General features: G+C 67.7%; 14 protein-coding genes. 9 read left to right on the forward strand and 5 right to left on the reverse strand.

Going from position 1 to position 18214, the window contains the following annotated elements; all coding sequences use genetic code 11:
* Nucleotides 1-63 precede the first annotated feature (63 nt).
* From N5C28_RS11135 to N5C28_RS11155, 5 genes are all read left to right on the forward strand, one after another.
* The gene (locus tag N5C28_RS11135) at nucleotides 64-1323 is read left to right on the forward strand and encodes a glutathione-dependent formaldehyde dehydrogenase (protein WP_279822273.1); all 1260 of its coding nucleotides are present in this window, start codon (nucleotides 64-66) and stop codon (nucleotides 1321-1323) included.
* Nucleotides 1324-1389: 66 nt separating this feature from the next.
* Nucleotides 1390-2178, forward strand: a complete 789-nt coding sequence (locus N5C28_RS11140; protein WP_279822274.1) for an endonuclease/exonuclease/phosphatase family protein — start codon at nucleotides 1390-1392, stop codon at nucleotides 2176-2178.
* Entirely contained in the window at nucleotides 2175-3425 is a 1251-nt protein-coding gene (gene clsB, locus N5C28_RS11145) for a cardiolipin synthase ClsB (RefSeq protein WP_279822275.1), read from the forward strand. The genes N5C28_RS11140 and clsB overlap by 4 nt, the downstream gene beginning before the upstream one ends.
* Nucleotides 3422-4408: a lysylphosphatidylglycerol synthase domain-containing protein gene (locus N5C28_RS11150; protein ID WP_279822276.1), complete on the forward strand. Its 987-nt coding sequence runs from the start codon at nucleotides 3422-3424 to the stop codon at nucleotides 4406-4408. The genes clsB and N5C28_RS11150 overlap by 4 nt, the downstream gene beginning before the upstream one ends.
* Nucleotides 4409-4508: 100 nt before the next feature.
* Entirely contained in the window at nucleotides 4509-4733 is a 225-nt protein-coding gene (locus N5C28_RS11155) for a hypothetical protein (RefSeq protein ID WP_279822277.1), read from the forward strand.
* 74 nt (nucleotides 4734-4807) lie between these two features.
* Here the strand turns inward: N5C28_RS11155 and N5C28_RS11160 are convergent, their stop codons facing one another.
* Together N5C28_RS11160 and N5C28_RS11165 are read right to left on the reverse strand one after the other, a co-directional pair.
* The gene (locus tag N5C28_RS11160) at nucleotides 4808-7273 is read right to left on the reverse strand and encodes a glycogen/starch/alpha-glucan phosphorylase (RefSeq protein WP_279822279.1); all 2466 of its coding nucleotides are present in this window, start codon (nucleotides 7271-7273) and stop codon (nucleotides 4808-4810) included.
* A gap of 12 nt (nucleotides 7274-7285) precedes the next feature.
* A complete protein-coding gene (locus N5C28_RS11165; RefSeq protein ID WP_279822280.1) occupies nucleotides 7286-7615 on the reverse strand; it encodes a DUF2513 domain-containing protein in 330 nt (109 codons plus the stop codon).
* A 176-nt stretch (nucleotides 7616-7791) separates the two neighbouring features.
* On the opposite strand from N5C28_RS11165, the gene N5C28_RS11170 reads away from it, so the two are divergent.
* The 4 genes from N5C28_RS11170 (at nucleotide 7792) to N5C28_RS11185 (ending at nucleotide 10583) form a co-directional block, all read left to right on the forward strand.
* The gene (locus N5C28_RS11170) at nucleotides 7792-8232 is read left to right on the forward strand and encodes a hypothetical protein (protein ID WP_279822282.1); all 441 of its coding nucleotides are present in this window, start codon (nucleotides 7792-7794) and stop codon (nucleotides 8230-8232) included.
* Complete coding sequence (locus N5C28_RS11175; RefSeq protein ID WP_279822284.1) at nucleotides 8229-9317, forward strand: DUF3182 family protein; 1089 nt, start codon at nucleotides 8229-8231, stop codon at nucleotides 9315-9317. The genes N5C28_RS11170 and N5C28_RS11175 overlap by 4 nt, the downstream gene beginning before the upstream one ends.
* Nucleotides 9314-10084, forward strand: a complete 771-nt coding sequence (locus N5C28_RS11180) for an alpha/beta fold hydrolase (protein WP_279822285.1) — start codon at nucleotides 9314-9316, stop codon at nucleotides 10082-10084. Before N5C28_RS11175 ends, N5C28_RS11180 begins: the two co-directional genes overlap by 4 nt.
* Nucleotides 10085-10169: 85 nt before the next feature.
* Nucleotides 10170-10583 carry a CBS domain-containing protein gene (locus N5C28_RS11185; protein ID WP_279822287.1) on the forward strand — a complete coding sequence of 138 codons (414 nt, stop codon included), beginning with the start codon at nucleotides 10170-10172 and terminating at the stop codon, nucleotides 10581-10583.
* Nucleotides 10584-10632: 49 nt separating this feature from the next.
* On the opposite strand, the gene glgB is transcribed toward N5C28_RS11185, so the two are convergent.
* The 3 genes from glgB to N5C28_RS11200 are packed head-to-tail and all read right to left on the reverse strand — an operon-like array spanning nucleotide 10633 to nucleotide 18105.
* A complete protein-coding gene (glgB, locus tag N5C28_RS11190) occupies nucleotides 10633-12798 on the reverse strand; it encodes a 1,4-alpha-glucan branching protein GlgB (RefSeq protein WP_279822289.1) in 2166 nt (721 codons plus the stop codon).
* The gene (gene treS / locus N5C28_RS11195; RefSeq protein WP_279822291.1) at nucleotides 12795-16100 is read right to left on the reverse strand and encodes a maltose alpha-D-glucosyltransferase; all 3306 of its coding nucleotides are present in this window, start codon (nucleotides 16098-16100) and stop codon (nucleotides 12795-12797) included. Before treS ends, glgB begins: the two co-directional genes overlap by 4 nt.
* 19 nt (nucleotides 16101-16119) lie before the next feature.
* Nucleotides 16120-18105, reverse strand: coding sequence for an alpha-1,4-glucan--maltose-1-phosphate maltosyltransferase (locus N5C28_RS11200; protein WP_279822293.1), 1986 nt, complete (start codon nucleotides 18103-18105; stop codon nucleotides 16120-16122).
* Nucleotides 18106-18214: the final 109 nt, after the last annotated feature.

An 18214-nucleotide genomic window follows, 5' to 3' on the forward strand; every position in this document is an offset into this window, starting at 1 on the left:
CGCCGTGTTTTTTCGCGGCAACGCACGTTCGAGCGCCGGCCTGTCCGGCTGCGGGAGACACCCATGAAAGCAGTGGTTTTCCACGACATCGGCGACATCCGCCTGGAGGATGTCCCCGAACCCACGCTCCAGGCCCCCACCGACGCCATCATCCGGGTGACGGCGTCCGCCATCTGCGGCACCGACCTGCACTTCGTGCGCGGCACGGTGGGCGGCATGGCCAAGGGCACCATCCTCGGCCACGAGGCCGTGGGCATCGTCGAAGCCCTGGGCAGCGACGTGCGCAACCTGCGCATCGGCGACCGGGTGGTGGTCCCCTCCACCATCGCCTGCGGCAACTGCGCCTACTGCCGCGCGGGTTACTACGCCCAGTGCGACGACGCCAACCCCAACGGCAAGGAGGCCGGCACCGCGTTCTACGGCGGCCCCGCCGCCACCGGCTCGTTCCACGGCCTGCAGGCGGAGCTGGCGCGCATTCCCTACGCCAACGTCGGCCTGGTCAAGCTGCCCAGCGAGATCAGCGACGACCAGGCCATCCTGCTCTCGGACATCTTCCCCACCGGTTACTTCGGCGCCGAGCTGGCCGAGGTCTCCAGCGGCGACACCGTGGCGGTGTTCGGCTGCGGCCCGGTGGGCCAGTTCGCCATCGCCAGCGCCAAGCTGCTGGGCGCGGCCCGGGTGTTCGCCATCGACCGCCACGAAGACCGCCTGCGCATGGCCTGCCAGCAAGGCGCCGAGGTGATCGACTTCGACCAGGAAGACCCGGTGCAGACCCTGCGCCGCCTGACCAACGGCATCGGCGTGGACCGCGCCATCGATGCCGTGGGCGTGGACGCCGACTGCCCGCACCACGGCCAGCACGCCGACACCCCGCACAACTGGCAACCGGGCGACGCCCCGGCCCAGGCCCTGCAGTGGGCGGTCGAGAGCCTGGCCAAGGCCGGCACCCTGGGCATCATCGGCGTCTATCCGCAGGAGGCGCGCCAGTTCCCCATCGGCCTGGCGATGAACAAGAACCTCACCCTCAACATGGGCAACTGCAACCACCGGCGCTACATCCCGCGGCTGATCGAGATGATCCAGGCCGGGCGTATCGACCCGGCGAAGATCCTCACCCAAGTCAAGCCGATGAACGACGCCATCGCCGCCTTCGAGGCGTTCGACCGGCGCGACAGCGGCTGGATCAAGGTCGAGCTGCGGCCGGCCAAGCGCAACCAGGACGGCAGTGAAGAGCAGATCCACAGCAGCCCGGCCCTGGACCGGGTGATCGCCGATGCCTCGCCCTACCACGAGTCGCGCTCGGAGAAACCGGGCCATCTGTGACCACCCGACCCCGTGGCCACCCACCTCGAAACGTGGCCCGACGTACCGGCAAGGAGCGAAGTCGCCGTGAACAGCACCATTCCCAATCCCGAGATCGTCATCGACCGCATCACCGCCGTGCGGCGCCTGCAGGTGATGACGATCAACACCCACAAGGGGTTCACCGCCCTCAACCGCCGCTTCATCCTCCCGGAGCTGCGCAGCGCGGTGCAGTCCACCGGCGCCGACCTGGTGTTCCTCCAGGAGGTGCTGGGCAACCACGAGCTGCACGCCAAGCGCTTCCAGGACTGGCCGACCATGCCCCAGTACGAGTTTCTCGCCGACAGCATGTGGCCGCAGTTCGCCTACGGGCGCAACGCGGTGTACCCCGACGGCCACCACGGCAACGCCCTGCTGTCGAAGTTTCCCATCGTCGAGCACCACAACCTCGACGTGACCGTCAAAGGCAACGAGCAGCGCGGCCTGCTGCACTGCAAGCTGGACGTACCCGGGCACGCCGAAGTGCATGCGATCTGCGTGCACCTGGGCCTGCGCGAAAGCCACCGCACCGAGCAGATCGGCCTGCTGCTGGACCTGCTCGCCACCCTCGACCCGACCGCACCGGTGATCGTCGCCGGCGATTTCAATGACTGGCGCCTGCGTGCCGACGCCCTGCTGGCCGAGCAGGCCCTGGCCGAGGTGTTCCGCGGTGCTTATGGCGCACCGGCGAAGAGTTTCCCGGCGCGCTTCCCGCTGCTGCGCCTGGACCGCATCTACGTGCGCAACGCCACCGCCCGTTCGCCGGTGGTGCTGTCCACCCGGCCCTGGTCGCACCTGTCGGACCATGCCCCCCTGGCTGCGGAGATTCATCTATGAGTGGCGTTTGGCGCGATGGCAACCAGATCGAACTGCTGATCAACGGCGAGGAGTACTACCCGCGGGTGTTCGAACGCATCCGCGCGGCCCGGGTGGAGGTGCTGCTGGAGACCTTCATCATCTTCGAAGACAAGGTCGGCATGGAGCTGCAAGCGGTACTGATCGAAGCCGCCAAGCGCGGCGTGCGCGTGGTGATCGCGGTGGACGGCTACGGCACCGCCGACCTGGGCAAGGAGTACGTGGCGGCCCTGACCCGCGAAGGCGTCAAGGTCCATGTGTTCGACCCCAGCCCACGACGCCTGGGCATGCGCACCAACCTGTTTCGCCGGCTGCACCGCAAGATCGTGGTGATCGATGGCGAGCGGGCCTTCGTCGGCGGCATCAACTATTCCGCCGACCACCTGGGCGACTTCGGCGAGATGGCCAAGCAGGACTACGCGGTGGAGGTGACCGGACCGATCGTCGCCGACCTGCACACCTGCACGCTGCGCCTGCTGCGCCCTGCCCTGGCCGAGCCGAGCCCGGTACAGGCCACCACCCGGGCCACCGGCGAAGTGCGCATCATGCTCCTGGAGCGTGACAACGACCGCCACACCACGGACATCGAAGAGCAGTACGTGACCGCCCTGCGCAACGCCAAGGAGCGGGTGGTGGTGGCCAACGCCTATTTCTTCCCCAGCTACAGCGTGCTGCGCGAACTGCGCAACGCCGCGCGCCGGGGCGTGAAGGTGGTGCTGATCCTCCAGGGCCAGCCCGACATGCAGTGGGCCCAGGGCTTCTCGCGGCTGCTCTACAACTACCTGCTGCGCGACGGCGTGGTGATCTACGAATACTGCCAGCGCCCGCTGCACGGCAAGGTGGCGCTGGTGGACCACGAGTGGTCCACCGTGGGCTCGAGCAACCTCGACCCCCTGAGCCTGGCGCTGAACCTGGAAGCCAACCTGTTCGTCCGCGACCGCGACTTCAACCAGCAGCTGCACGAGCACCTGGAGCAACTGGCCGCCGAACACTGCAAGCGCTTCCAGCTCGAACGCCTGCTGCGCGGCTACTGGTGGCGCGCGCCGCTGGTGTTCCTGTGCTTCCACTTCGTGCGCCTGTTCCCGGCCATCGCCGGCTGGCTGCCGGCGCACCGCAAGAACCTGCAACCCCTCGACCCGACACCGGGTCCGGAGCCTGAACCCAAGCCGGACCCGATCGTCGAGAGCGTCACCAAACCCTGTTGCTACAAAGAGGAAAAGACTGGATGAATACCCCCCAGCACGCCACATGGATCGTCTGGGGCAAGCGCCTGCTTACCCTGTTCTTTCTGCTGCTGATTCCCACGCTGCTTTACCTGCTGGCGAAAAACCTGAACTGGGACGAGGTCCGCGACGCCCTCAGCGGCTACAGCCTGCAGACCCTGCTGGTCGGCGCCCTGATCGTGCTGTGCAGCTACACCGTGTTCAGCCTGTACGACGTGCTGGGGCGCTACTACACCCGGCACAAGCTGCCGGTGCGCCAGGTGATGCCGGTGGCCATGGTGTGCTACGCCTTCAACCTCAACTTCACCACCTGGATCGGCGGCGTGGCCATGCGCTACCGCCTCTATACCCGACTGGGCCTGCGCACCTCCACAGTGACGCGGATCATCAGCCTGGGCCTGCTGACCAACTGGACCGGCTACATGACCGTGGCCGGGGCCATCTTCTCCCTGCGCCTGATCCGCCTGCCGCCAGACTGGAGCCTGGGGGTCACCGGCCTGCAATTCATCGGTTTCGCACTGTTGAGCTTCGTGCTCGCCTACATCGGCGCCTGCGCCTTCGCCCGGCAGCGGGTGTGGACCTTCCGCGAGCACACCATCACCCTGCCCACCCTGCGCCTGGCCCTGATGCAGATCTGCCTGGGCGCGGCCAACTGGTCGCTGATGGCGGCGCTGATCTACTGGCTGCTGCCGGACGACGCCTTCTACCCGTCGATTCTCGGGGTGCTGCTGATCAGTTGCGTGGCCGGTATCGTCGCCCACATTCCGGCGGGCCTCGGCGTGCTGGAAGCGGTGTTCCTGGCCCTGCTGCAGCACCAGTTCAGCCAGGGCGCCATCGTCGCCGCGCTGATCGGCTACCGCGCCCTGTACTTCCTGCTGCCGCTGCTGCTGGCCAGCATCACCTACCTGGTGCTGGAACAGCGCGCCAAGAGCCTGCGCAAGAAGCAGAACGCCGCGCCCCCTGCCAATTCCGCGCCGACCGAGCCCTGACCGCCCCCGGCGGCCCCGTGCCGCCGGGCGGAAATACGGAACTCCACGACCCGGTTCGCGGGTCTATTCCCTACCCATCCGGCCAACCAGGAGCCACGCCATGTCCAACAAGCCCGTCCACCTGATCAGCTACATCCTGCACAACCAGCCCCACAGCGTGGAGGTCGAAGCCGACAGCGAAGAACTGACGCCCGACGAGGCGCGCTTCTACCTGCACTCGATCCACACCTTCGAGTGGCCGAACGAGATCACCGATATCCAGGTCACGCGCATTTCCCATTCGAAACGCGGCGTGCCGACCCCGGCCCACCACCTGCCGGGCTGAGCCACCACGCAGCAGACCGCGGCCCGCTGGAAGTCAGCGGGCCGGTCGTGCATCGAGCGGAGTGAGGGTTGGGCCTAACGGTCCTGCCGGGGCGGCAGCGGCACTTTCCAGATGTCGGTGGCGTACTCGGAAATGGTCCGGTCCGACGAGAACCAGCCCATGCGGGCGGTGTTGAGCACCGCCGAGCGCCACCACTTGGAGCTGTTCTGCCAGCGCTTGTCGACCTGCCGCTGGGCATCCCAGTAGGCGTCGAAATCGGCGCAGACCATGAAGCGGTCGTCGAACAGCAGCGAGTCCACCAGCCCGGCATAACGCCCCGGGTCGTCCGGCGAGAACACCCCGAAGCGAATCGCCTCCAGCGCCGCCCGCAGGCGTTCCGACGACGCCACCACGTCGCCCATCTCCAACCCCTTGCGCCGCTGTGCGTCCACTTCCTGGGCGGTCATGCCGAAGATGAACATGTTGTCGTGCCCCACCCGCTCGCACATTTCCACGTTGGCGCCGTCCAGGGTGCCGATGGTCAATGCACCGTTGAGGCCGAACTTCATGTTGCTGGTGCCTGAGGCCTCGAGGCCGGCGGTGGAGATCTGCTCCGACACGTCGGCCGCCGGGATGATCACCTCGGCCAGGCTGACGTTGTAGTTGGGGATGAACACCACCTTGAGCAGGTTGCTCACCGTAGGGTCGTCGTTGATAGTGCGGCTGATGTCGTTGGCCAGCTTGATGATCAGCTTGGCCTGCTGGTAGCTGGCCGCCGCCTTGCCGGCGAAAATCTTCACCCGCGGCACCCAGTCGGTGGCCGGGTCGTTGCGGATCGCTTGGTACAGCGCCACGGTGTGCAGCAGGTTGAGCAACTGGCGCTTGTACTCGTGGATGCGCTTGATCTGCACGTCGAAGATCGCCCCGGTGTTCAGGGCGATGCCCATGCGCTGGCGCACCAGGGCGGCCAGGGCCTCCTTGTTGCGCTGGCGGCAGGCGGCGTACTGTTTGCGAAAGCCCGGTTTCTCGGCGAAGGGCTCGAGCTGCTGCAGGGTGGTTTCCGGAGCATCCAGTACGCCCTCGCCCAGGGTGTCCACCAGCAGCCCGGTGAGCTGCGGATTGACCTGGAACAGCCAGCGGCGGAGGGTCACGCCGTTGGTCTTGTTGTTCACCCGCTGCGGGTACAGGCGGTGCAGGTCGTAGAACACGGTTTCCTGCATCAGCTTGGTGTGCAGCGCCGAGACGCCGTTGATGCTGTGCGCGCCGAGGAACGCCAGGTTGCCCATGCGCACGCGTCGGCCGTGGTCTTCCTCGATCAGCGACACCGCGCGCAGCAGGCGGAAATCGTGGATGTCCCGGGCCCGCAGGGCGTCGATGTGCTGGGCGTTGATCAGGTAGATGATCTGCATGTGCCGCGGCAGCAGGCGTTCCATCAGCGACACCGGCCAGGATTCCAGGGCTTCCGGCAACAGGGTGTGATTGGTGTACGACAGGGTCGCCACCGACAGCTCCCAGGCCCGCGCCCATTCCACCTCGTGGATGTCCACCAGCAGGCGCATCAGCTCCGCCACGGCAATCGCCGGGTGGGTGTCGTTGAGCTGGATCGCCACCTTGTCCGGCAGCAGCTGGATGTCGCCGTGCTGCTCCATGTGCCGGCCCATCAGGTCCTGCAGCGAGGCCGAAACGAAGAAGAACTCCTGGCGCAGGCGCAGTTCCTGGCCGGCTTCGGTGGTGTCCGCCGGGTACAGCACCCGGGAAATGCTTTCGGCCCGCACCTCGTCGGCCACCGCGCCGAAATAGTCGCCGGCATTGAAGCGGTCCAGCTGCAGGTCTTCCTCGGCCCGGGCGCGCCACAGGCGCAGGGTGTTCACCGAGGCGCCGCGCCAGCCCACCACCGGGGTGTCGTAGGCGATGGCCCGCACGGTTTCCTGGGGGTGCCAGATCTGCCGGGTGGTGCCGTCGTCCTGGGCATGGCTGGCGACGCTGCCGCCGAAGCCGATGCGGTAGGCCACTTCCGGCCGTTCGAATTCCCAGGGGTTGCCGAAATCCAGCCAGGTTTCGGTCTGCTCGGCCTGCCAGCCGTCGACGATGGCCTGGCGGAACAGCCCGTGCTCGTAGCGAATGCCATAGCCGTGGGCCGCCAGGCGCAGGGTCGCCATGCTTTCCATGAAACACGCGGCCAGGCGCCCCAGGCCGCCATTGCCCAGCGCGGCGTCGGGCTCGATCTCGCGGATGCGGTCCAGGTCGACGTTGAGCTGCTCCATGGCCTGGCGCGCCATGTCCAGCAACCCGAGGTTGCTCAGGTTGTCCACCAAGAGGCGGCCGATGAGGAATTCCAGGGACAGGTAGTAGATGCGCTTGTCGCCCTGGCGGTCGATCTGCGCCGAGGCTTCTTCCCAGCGGTCGATCATGTGGTCGCGGGTGGCCAGGGCCAGCGCCTCGAACCAGTCGTGCTCGAAGGCGTTGGCCGGGTCCTTGCCCACGGCGTAGCGCAGTTTCGCCAGGATGGCGGTCTTGAATTGCTGGACGGCGTCAGCCGACTCGTCGCGAGGTTCGGTCATGACCCTGTCCCGTCAGGCGCTGGGGCGGAACGCTTCGTACGGCGTCATCCCCAGGTAAGTGAGCAGGCTGGCCTTCTTCTCGTACCAGCCGTCGTCGTCGCGGATGCTGTCCAGCAGGTCGTGGCCGAGCAGCGTCAGGGCGTTGGCCACCCGGGCCGGCTCGCCGTTCCAGCGGTAGTAGTCGATGCATTCGACCAGCCCGGCCTTTTCCAGCAGGTGCAGGTGGTGGTTGACCACTTCCAGGCTGTGGCCGTCCAGGGGCCGTGGGGAAAACTGGCGGCCCCATTCCAGGGCTTCGATTTCCAGCAAGAGTGATCGGATCAGATTCCAGTCCCGTTTCATGCGTTTCTCCTCGTGGTACAACCGCTAGCACTTCAAGTTCAGTCAGCGACCGCTTCGATGAGTTCAGACTTTCTCTGCCCCGCCCGCTCCGCTCATCAAACACCCTGAACTTAGGCCGCGCCCCTTGGCTCACAACCAGTAACAGCCGCGAAGGAGCTATCTAAAGGAGCTATCCCATGCGCATTCCTGCACTGGTCCTGTGCCTCACGCTCGGCAGCCTGGTCTCCGGACCTGTCCTGGCCGAGGCCTGCTACGTCTCCACCCGCTCGTCCAGCGACGCCATCCCGGAAGTCGAAAAAGAGCACTGCTACGAATTCAGCGGTGTCTCCGACGGCGACATCGACTGGTCGTGCAGCAACGAGAGCAACGAGGTGCTCAACACCGAGAAGCGCAAGGTCGCCCAGTGCGACACGGGCAGCCTCGGGCGTTGCGAAGCCGCGCTGACCCAGGAAACCCTGGCCAACTACCGCTCCACCGACCAGGACGAAAGCAAGCCCCGGCCAGCGGTGCCGAACGACGCCAAGGTGGTGACCCACTACTACAGCGCCGATGACCTGGCCCAGGCCCGCACCGACTGCGAACGCATCGGCGGCACCTGGCAGCAGGGTGAAGGATGAATACACCCAGCGGTGTCGTCCTGCTGCACACCGATGGCCCGCCGGCCGCCCATGAACAGGCCGTGCACCAGGTGCTCGGGGAAAAACTGGCGGGTGTGCTCGGTTGTGCCTTCCTCGGCCTCTATGACCCGGCGCGACACACCCGGGGCGGCTATTACTTCCTGCCCGACGAAACCCTGGTGGGCAACCAGCAGGCCCTGGGCATTCGCGGCCCCCAGGACCTGTTCGGCGGTGTGGTGCCGCAGCCCTTCGTCGCCACCAAGGCCATCAGCCACCCGCTGATCGACGCGCCCAGCCATGTGCCGCATGGCTGGTCGGCACGCCTGGCGCAACAGGCCGGCCACGCGATCCTCAATGGCTACTCGGTGTTCGCCCTGGAAGACGCCCGGCTCGCCGCCGAACGCCTGCTGCGCGACGGCGCTGTGCGCCTGAAGCCGGTGCGCGGCAAGGCCGGCCGCGGCCAGCAGGTGGTGCATTGCCGCGCCGAGCTGGAGGCCGCCCTCGCCCAGCAGGACGAGCAGGAGGTGCGCACCTGGGGCCTGGTGCTCGAAGAAGACCTGCGCCGCCCCGACACCTACAGCGTCGGGCAGATCCGCGTGGCCGGGCACACCCTCAGTTATTACGGCACCCAGCACCTGACCCACGACAACCACGACCACAAGGTCTACGGCGGTTCGGAGCTGATCCTGGTGCGCGGCGACTACGGCGACCTGATGGGCCTGGATATGCCGCGGGACGCCCGGCTGGCGGTGCAGCAGGCGCGCATCTACGAACTGGCGGCCTGCGACGCCTACCCCAGCCTGTTCGCCTCGCGGCGCAACTACGACGTGGCCCGCGGCCTGGACGCTGACGGCCGCCCGCGTTCCGGGGTGCTGGAGCAGTCCTGGCGCGTCGGCGGTGCCAGCGCCGCCGAGCTGTTCGCCCTGGAAGCCTTCATCGCCAACCCGGGCCTGCAGCGCCTCACCGCCGCGACCCACGAGCGCTACGGTGAAGTACCGGCGCCGGCAGGCGCGACCTGCCTGTACCGCGGCGAGGAGCCGGAGCTGGGCCTGCTGAGCAAATACGTCACCCTGGGAGCCCCATGACTGCACAGACCGAAACCATCGATATCTTCGTCGACAACCAGGCCATCGCCGGCACCCTCCTCGCCCCGGAAAGCAAAGTCCCCGGCGTGCTCTTCGTGCACGGCTGGGGCGGCAGCCAGCAACGCGACCTGGCGCGGGCCAAGGGCATCGCCGGCCTCGGCTGCGTGTGCCTGACCTTCGACCTGCGCGGCCATGAAAAGACCATCGACGAGCAGGAACGGGTGACCCGCGAGCACAACCTGGCCGACATCGTCGCCGCCTACGACCGGCTGGTCGAACACCCGGCGGTGGACCCGGCCAGCATCGCGGTGATCGGCAGCAGCTACGGCGGCTACCTCTCGACCCTGCTGACCACCCTGCGCCCGGTGAAATGGCTGGCCCTGCGGGTGCCGGCGCTGTACTGGGACGAGGATTGGAACCTGCCCAAGCGCCAACTCGACGTGGCGCGCCTGGCGCAGTACCGCCGCCAGCTCTGGACCGCCCGGGACAACCAGGCCCTGACGGCCTGCTCGGCGTTCGGCGGCGACGTGCTGCTGGTGGAGTCGGAGCACGACGACTTCGTGCCGCATACCACGCTGATGAGCTACCGCGCGGCCTTCGACAAGGCCCATTCGATGACCCACCGCCTGCTCGACGGCGCCGACCATGCCCTGAGCCAGGACGCCGACCAGCAGGCCTACACGCGGATTCTCAGCAACTGGATCAGCGAAATGGTGATCGGTGCCCGGGTCGGCGACTTCCCCCACCACCTGCCGCATTACTCCTGAATCAACCTGAACACCCCGGGGTATGGCCAGTCGGACTTTACAGAGGGCCCTGTCCGGGGCCCACGACAACGCCAGGAGAACCACCATGAAAGTCAGTGAAATCATGACCCGCAACGTGCAGACCACCGAACCCGAGCGCAGCCTGCGCGAGGTCGCCTCGCTGATGGCGAGCATCGACAGCGGCGCCCTGCTGGTCAACGAAGGCGACCGCCTGATCGGCATGGTCACCGACCGCGACATCGCCATCCGTGGCGTGGCCGCCGGGCTCAACAGCGACGCCCCGGTGCGCCAGGTGATGAGCGGCGACATCCGCTATTGCTTCGAAGACGAAGACATCGAGCACGTGGCGCGCAACATGGCCGACATCCAGGTACGCCGCCTGCCGGTACTGAGCCGCGAGAAACGCCTGGTGGGCGTGGTGTCCCTGGGCAATATCGCCGCCGGCCGCAACGAGCGGGCCAACACCACCGTGCTGCAGGGCGTCACCCGCGCCCACTGACCCCGCGCACGCGCCTGGCGGAACCGCGGTTCCGCCAGGCCGACTGACCTCAGCGCCGCGGCCGCAACACCAGCGACGCCAGCGGCGGCAAATCCACCAGCAGCGAATCCGCCAGGCCATGGGCCGCCACCGCCGCCGTCTCCAGCGAGCCGGTCGCCCCCGCCCCCGAGCCGCCCCAGTGGGCCTCGTCGGTATTGAGCAACACCTCCCAGCCGCCCGCCCTGGGCACCCCGATCCGGTAACCGGCCTGCACCTGCGGGGTGAAGTTGTGCACCACCAGCAGCGGGTGCTGGTCCTGCTCGCCGTGGCGCAGCCAGGCGAACACGCTGTTGCGCGCGTCGTCGCCGATCAGCCACTGGAAGCCCTCGGCGCGGTCGTCCAGCTGGTGCAGCGCCGGTTCCTGGCGATACAGGCGGTTCAGCTCGCCCACCAAAGCGCGGGTGGTGGCGTGCTCGGGCTGCTGCAGCAGGTACCAGTCCAGTTGCTGGTCGTGGTTCCACTCGCGCCACTGGCCGAACTCGCAGCCCATGAACAGGAGTTTCTTGCCCGGGTGGGTCCACATGAACGACAGGTACAGGCGCAGGTTGGCGAACTGCTGCCAGCGGTCACCGGGCATGCGCCCCAGCAGCGACCGTTTGCCGTGCACCACCTCATCGTGGGAGATCGGCAGGATGAAGCGCTCGGAAAACGCGTAGTGCAGGCCGAATGTCACCAGGTGATGGTGGTGCAGGCGGTACATCGGGTCTTCCTGGACGTAGCGCAGGCTGTCGTTCATCCAGCCCATGTTCCACTTGTGGCTGAAGCCCAGCCCGCCCTCCTGCACCGGCCGGCTGACCCCCGGCCAGGCCGTGGATTCCTCGGCGATCACCAGGGCACCCGGCACCTCGCTGCGCACCACGTCGTTGAGGTGACGCAGGAACTCGATGGCCTCCAGGTTCTCCCGGCCGCCATAGCGGTTGGGGATCCACTGGCCGTCTTCACGGGAATAGTCGCGGTACAGCATCGAGGCCACGGCATCCACCCGCAGGCCGTCGATGTGAAACTCGCGCAGCCAGAACAGCGCGCTGGCCAGCATGAAGCCGTGCACTTCGGTGCGGCCCAGGTTGTAGATGCAGGTGTTCCAGTCCGGGTGGAAGCCCTCGAACGGGTGCGCGTACTCGTACAGCGCGGTGCCGTCGAACTCGGCCAGGCCGTGGGCGTCGTTGGGGAAATGCCCCGGCACCCAGTCGAGGATCACGCCGATGCCGGCGCGGTGGCAGCGGTCGACGAAGGCGGCGAAGCGCTCCGGGTCGCCCAGGCGCGCCGTGGGAGCGAACAGCGACAGCGGCTGGTAGCCCCAGGAACCGCCGAACGGGTGCTCCATGATCGGCATCAGCTCGATGTGGCTGAAACCCAGCTCCTGCACGTAGGGCACCAGGCGCTCGGCCAGTTCGTCCCAGCTCGGCGGGCGGTCGTCCTGCCATTGCCAGGAGCCCACGTGCAGCTCGTAGATTGACAACGGCGCCCGGGGCGACTGGGCGTCATGCCGCTGCTCCATCCAGGTCTGGTCCTGCCAGGCGAAGCCCTCGGCCGGCGGCACCCGGGAACCGGTGGCCGGCGGCACTTCGGTGGCCAGGGCCATGGGGTCGGCCTTCAGCGGCAGCAGCCCGGTGGGGCCGAGAATCTCGTACTTGTAGCAATGGCCAGCCCCCAGGCGCGGGATGAACAACTCCCAGATGCCCGCCGGGTAGCGCAGGCGCATCGGGTGGCGACGGCCGTCCCAGCTGTTGAAATCGCCCACCACCGAGACCCGTCGGGCATTCGGCGCCCACACCGCGAAACGCACACCGCTGACGCCGTCGCGCTCCACCACCTGGGCGCCCAGGCAGCGCCACAGCTCGCGGTGGTTGCCCTCGGCGAACAGGTACAGGTCGACCTCGCCGAGCAGCGGGCCGAAGGCATAGGGGTCTTCGGTTTCCTGGTCGCCACCGGGCCAGCGGATGCGCAGCCGGTAGGCCTGGGGCTGGGCCAGGCTGCCCTCGAACAGCCCGTCCGGGTCGGTGCGCTGCATCACGCCCAGGGACTGGCCGTCCCGGGCCAGCAGCTCGACGCCGTCGGCGCCGGGTGTCCACACCCGCACCAGGGTGCTGCCATCCGCCTGCGGGTGGGGGCCGAGGAAGCTGAACGGATCGCCGTCCTCGGCCCGTCGCAGGCGTTCCACTCTGTCTTGATTCACGGTGTCGCTCCCAGCAGTTGTCGAGCCAGATCGGTCAGGCCCTGGAGCGGTACGTCGATCCAGTCCGGACGGTGTCCGCTCTCGTAGAGAATTTCGTAGGCGGCCTTTTCCAGCCAGAACAGGTCCAGGGCCGCGCCCTCGCCGTCCCGGTCGTACCACTCGTGGGGCAAGCCGGCGGCGGCCAGGCGGTAGGCGTCGAGGAAGGCCGTGCGCGCGCTGTCGCGGTAACGCTGGATGATCTCGCCGATCGCCTCTTGCGCGCCCAGGGCGCCTTCCATGCCGCTGGCGTTGCGCTGTGCCACGGCGGCCGCGTAGTCGAAGGAGCGCAGCATGCCGGCCACGTCCTTGAACGGGCTGTGGCGCTGGCGGCGCTCGTCCAGGGTGCGATTGGGCTCGCCTTCGAAGTCGATGATGTAGGCATCGCCCTGCACCACCAGCACCTGACCCAGGTGCAGGTCGCCGTGCACGCGGATACGCAGCCCGCCACCGGCGAGCTTCGCCAGGTTGGCCACGGCCTCGAGCAGCGGCTGTTCCCGGGCCAGCAGCCAGTCGGCCTGTTCGGCGCTGGCCGCTGACAGCCCGTCGCGGGCCTTGGCCAGAGCCTGCAGCGCCTGGCGCAGCTGCTCGCCGATGGAAGCGCTCCAGTGCGCAGCATCCTCGTCGCCGCTCAGTTGATGGCCGAAGTCCGGGTTGTCCACCGGGCGGGCCAGCACCGCGTGCATCTCGCCCACCCGCTTGCCGAGCACGCCGGCGAATACTTCGAGTTCGTTCAGCGCATCGACGTCCGGATCACCGGTGCCCCCGGTCACCTGGTCACGCAGGGCGCGGTCCAGGGTATTGAGGGTCCACAGCCAGGCATCGCCCTGGTTGTCGAGGAACTGCTGCACCACCATCAGGGTGTGGGGCTGGCCGTCGTCATCGACCCGCACCACTTCGCCGAGGAACGGCGCCACGTTGGCGTAGCCGTGGTGGGTGAGGAAACGACCCATCTCCACTTCCGGGTGGATACCCGGGAAACCGCGCCGCAGCAGCTTCAGCAACAGCTGATCGCCGACCAGGGCCGAGCTGTTGGACTGCTCCGCCGAGAGCAGCTTGAACGCCGATTCGTCCACCTCGGCGAGTGCCTGCAGCCCGGGTTCGGCGCGGAACTGGATTTCACCGGCGTCGCTGCGCAGCACGCTCTGCTCGCGCAGCAGCTGCAACACCTGCTGGCTGAAGCGCGGCAGGCTGAAGGCGTCGGTCAGCAGCTCCACATGGCGCCCACGACGCAGCCGGGCCAGGGCCAGTTGCTGCGGCAGGTCGTTGCCACTGGCGCGCTCGGGCACCGCGGCCAGGGGCAAGCGGTAGTGCTCGACGCCCTGCTCGCCCTGCACCTCGACCTCGGCCAGCAGCGGCGCATCGGCGCCCTCCGCCAGCGGGATCACGTACAGCAGGCGCACCCCGGCGGATGGCCGTTGCTCGCCGGCGAACCAGCGCCGCTTGGGCAGGTACAGCGGCAGCGATTCCTGCTCCAGGGTGCGCCGCGCGCGCTCGTTCATCACCTCGCTCAAGGCCCGGGCCAGCACCAGGGTCTGCAGTTCGGGCATGCGCTCCACCGGCTTCAGGTGCCAGCTCGGCATCTGCGAGGCGTCGGCCAGGTAGAACCAGTAGAAACCGTAGGGCGGCAGCGTCAGCAGGTAGGTGAGCTGGCCGATCGGCGGGAAGGACGCGCCGCCGATCATCTCCACCGGCACCCGGTCGCAATAATCGGCCAGCTCCAGCTCCACAGCCTGGGCGGCGCTGGACAGGTTGGCCACGCACAGGATGTGCTCCTCGCGACCATCCTCATGGGTGAAGGTGCGCAGGTAGGACAGAATGCGCCGGTTGCTCGGCACCAGCATCTGCAGACTGCCGCGGCCAAAGGCCTTGTGCTGGTTGCGGATGGCGAGCATGCGCCGCATCCAGTTGAGCAGCGAATGCGGGTCCCGGGCCTGGGCCTCGACGTTGATGGTGTGGTAGCCGTAGAGCGGGTCCATGATCGGCGGCAGCACCAGGCTTGCCGGGTCGGCGCGGGAGAAGCCGCCGTTGCGGTCCACCGACCACTGCATGGGGGTACGCACGCCGTCGCGGTCGCCCAGGTAGATGTTGTCGCCCATGCCGATCTCGTCGCCGTAGTACAGGGTCGGCGTGCCGGGCATGGACAGCAGCAGGCTGTTGAGCAGCTCCACCCGGCGCCGGTCACGGCCGACAAGGGGTGCCAGGCGCCGGCGGATGCCCAGGTTGATGCGCGCCCGGCTGTCGGCGGCGTAGTAGTTCCACAGGTAGTCGCGCTCGTCGTCGGTGACCATTTCCAGGGTCAGTTCATCGTGGTTGCGCAGGAAGATCGCCCACTGGCAATTGGGCGGGATCTCCGGGGTCTGGCGCAGGATGTCGGTGATCGGGAAGCGGTCTTCCTGGGCGATGGCCATGTACATGCGCGGCATCAGCGGGAAGTGGAACGCCATGTGGCATTCGTCGTCTTCGCCGAAGTACGGCCGGGTGTCTTCCGGCCACTGGTTGGCCTCGGCCAGCAGCAGGCGGTCCGGGTAGCGGGCGTCCAGCTCGGCGCGGATGCGCTTGAGCACCGCGTGGGTCTCGGGCAGGTTCTCGTTGTTGGTGCCGTCGCGCTCGATCAGGTACGGAATGGCGTCCAGGCGCAGGCCGTCCACCCCCATGTCGAGCCAGAAGCGCATCACCCCCAGCACCGCGTCGAGCACCTTGGGGTTGTCGAAGTTGAGATCCGGCTGGTGGGAATAGAAGCGGTGCCAGAAGTACTGGCCGGCCACCGCGTCCCAGCTCCAGTTGGATTTCTCGCTGTCGATGAAGATGATCCGGGTGCCGTCGTACTTCTCGTCGGTGTCGGACCAGACGTAGTAATTACGCGCCTTGGACCCCTTCTTCGCCAGGCGGGCGCGCTGGAACCAGGGGTGCTGGTCCGAGGTGTGGTTGATCACCAGCTCGGTGATGACCCGCAGGCCCCGGCGGTGCGCCTCGGCGATGAAGCGCCGGGCATCGGCCAGGGTCCCGTAGTCCGGGTGCACGCCGCGGTACATGGCGATGTCGTAGCCGTCGTCGCGCCGTGGCGAGGGGTAGAACGGCAGCAGCCACAGGGTGTTGACCCCCAGCTCGGCGATGTAGTCGAGCTTGTCGATCAGGCCCTGGAAGTCGCCGATGCCGTCGTTGTTGGCGTCGAAGAAGGACTTCACGTGGACCTGGTAGATCACCGCGTCCTTGTACCACTGCGGGTCGTTGAGAAAGGCAGTGCCATCGCTGCGCTTGGCCATCGTCGGGGTGCTCCTGTGTTCAGCGAAGATTACGGATGCGCCAGATGCCGAACGGCAGGTGCCAGGGATCGATTCGCATCCACTGCACCTTGCCGTGCCAGGTCCAGCGGTGGCCGTTCATGAGGTCTTCCCCCTCCAGGTCGGCGTCGTCGGGCAGCCCCAGCTCCCACAGCGGCAGCTCGAAATGCGCCTCCTGCGGGTGCTGCGGGTCCAGGCTGATGGCCACCAGGATGAAATTGGAGCGGTCTTCGGTGCGTTTGCCGAAGTACAGGATGTTGTCGTTCCAGGCGGTGTAGGCCTGGAAACCCAGGTGGGTCTGCAGTGCCGGGTTCTCGCGGCGGATCTGGTTGAGCCGGCCGATCTCCGCCGAGATGTTGTCGGGGGCCTGGTAGTCGCGCTGGCGCAACTGGTACTTCTCGGAATCGAAGTACTCCTCCTTGCCCGGCACCGCCTGGGCCTCGCACAGCTCGAAACCCGAGTACATGCCCCACAGCCCCGAGCCCATGGTGGCCAGGGCAGCGCGGATGAGGAACCCCGGGCGCCCGGCGTGCTGCAGGAAGTACGGGTTGATGTCCGGCGTGTTGACGAAGAAGTTCGGCCGGTAGCAGTGGCACCACGGCGGCTGGTTGAGCTCGGTGAAGTAGGTCTGCAGCTCCTGCTTGGTGTTGCGCCAGGTGAAGTAGGTGTAGCTCTGGCTGAAGCCGAGCTTGCCCAGGCGCGCCATCATCGCCGGCCGGGTGAAGGCCTCGGAGAGGAAGATTACCTCCGGGTGGCGGCTGCGCACGTCGGCGATCAGCCATTCCCAGAACGGCATCGGTTTGGTGTGCGGGTTGTCCACGCGAAACAGCGTGACGCCCTGCTCCACCCAGCCCACCACCACGTCGCGCAGGGCCAGCCACAGGTCGGGAATCGCCGCCTCGGCGTAGAACTCGACGTTGACGATGTCTTCGTATTTCTTCGGCGGGTTTTCCGCATGACGAATGCTGCCGTCCGGGCGCCAGCTGAACCAGCCCGGGTGCTCGCGCAGCCAGGGGTGGTCCGGCGAGCACTGCACGGCGAAGTCCAGGGCCACTTCCAGGCCATGCTCGCGCGCCACCCGCACCAGCTCGCGAAAATCCTCCAGGCTGCCCAGTTCGGGGTGCACGGCGTCGTGGCCGCCCTCCTCGCTGCCGATGGCATAGGGGCTGCCCGGGTCATCCGGCCCGGCGCTCAGGCTGTTGTTCGGCCCCTTGCGGTGGGCACGGCCGATGGGATGAATCGGCGGGAAATACAGCACGTCGAAGCCCAGCCGGGCGATCTCCGGCACCCGTCGGTGCACATCGGCGAAGGTGCCGTGGCGCCCCGGCTCGGTGCTTTCCGAACGGGGGAAGAGTTCGTACCAGCTGGCGAACTCGGCCAGACGCCGCTCCACATCCAGCGGGTAGATGGGGCTGCGCAGTACATGGGGGCGGTATTCGGCCCGGCGCATCAGCTCGCTGACGCTGGGATCGACCAGGGTCGCCACCCGCTCTTCCACGGTCTGGCAGGCTTCCAGGCGGCCGATCAGGTCGGCCAGGTCGTTCTTCAGGACAGTCGGCGCCTCGGCACCGATGCGCCGCACCAGCTGGGCGCCCTCCTGCAGCTCCAGGCTCACCGGCACGCCGGCGCCGAATTTCTTCACCAGCTCGTAGCGGTAGCTGGCGTAGACATCCTGCCAGGCTTCGATGGCGAATTCGGCCGGGCCCTGGACGTCGATCTGCAGGCGCGCGCTCCAGTGGTCGTTGCCCTGGGCCTGCAGCGGGATGCGCTGCCAGGTCGCCTGGCCCGCGGTGCGCCACAGCAGGTCGGCGGCGAGCTGGTCATGGCCGTCGGCGAAGATCACCGCGCTGACCTCCAGCGGCCGGCCCTCCAGGCACTTGACGGCGAAGCGGCCGCCTTCGATGACCGGTTGTACCGCCTCGATCGCCAGGCGCGGTTGGCGGATGGCGTGGGCGACACGCTCGTCGCTGTACTGGGGGGACGGCATCGTTCCTGGCTCCTTTCACACCGGGTGGGCGGTTCGTTCTGGAATGGGGCGATCGGTCAAGGACGCGGTGGCGCACGCCTCGGCCTCTTGCATTCCGAGACGGCGCCGG

The sequence above is a fragment of the Pseudomonas sp. GD03944 genome, assembly GCF_029839275.1.
Taxonomy (GTDB): Bacteria; Pseudomonadota; Gammaproteobacteria; order Pseudomonadales; family Pseudomonadaceae; genus Aquipseudomonas.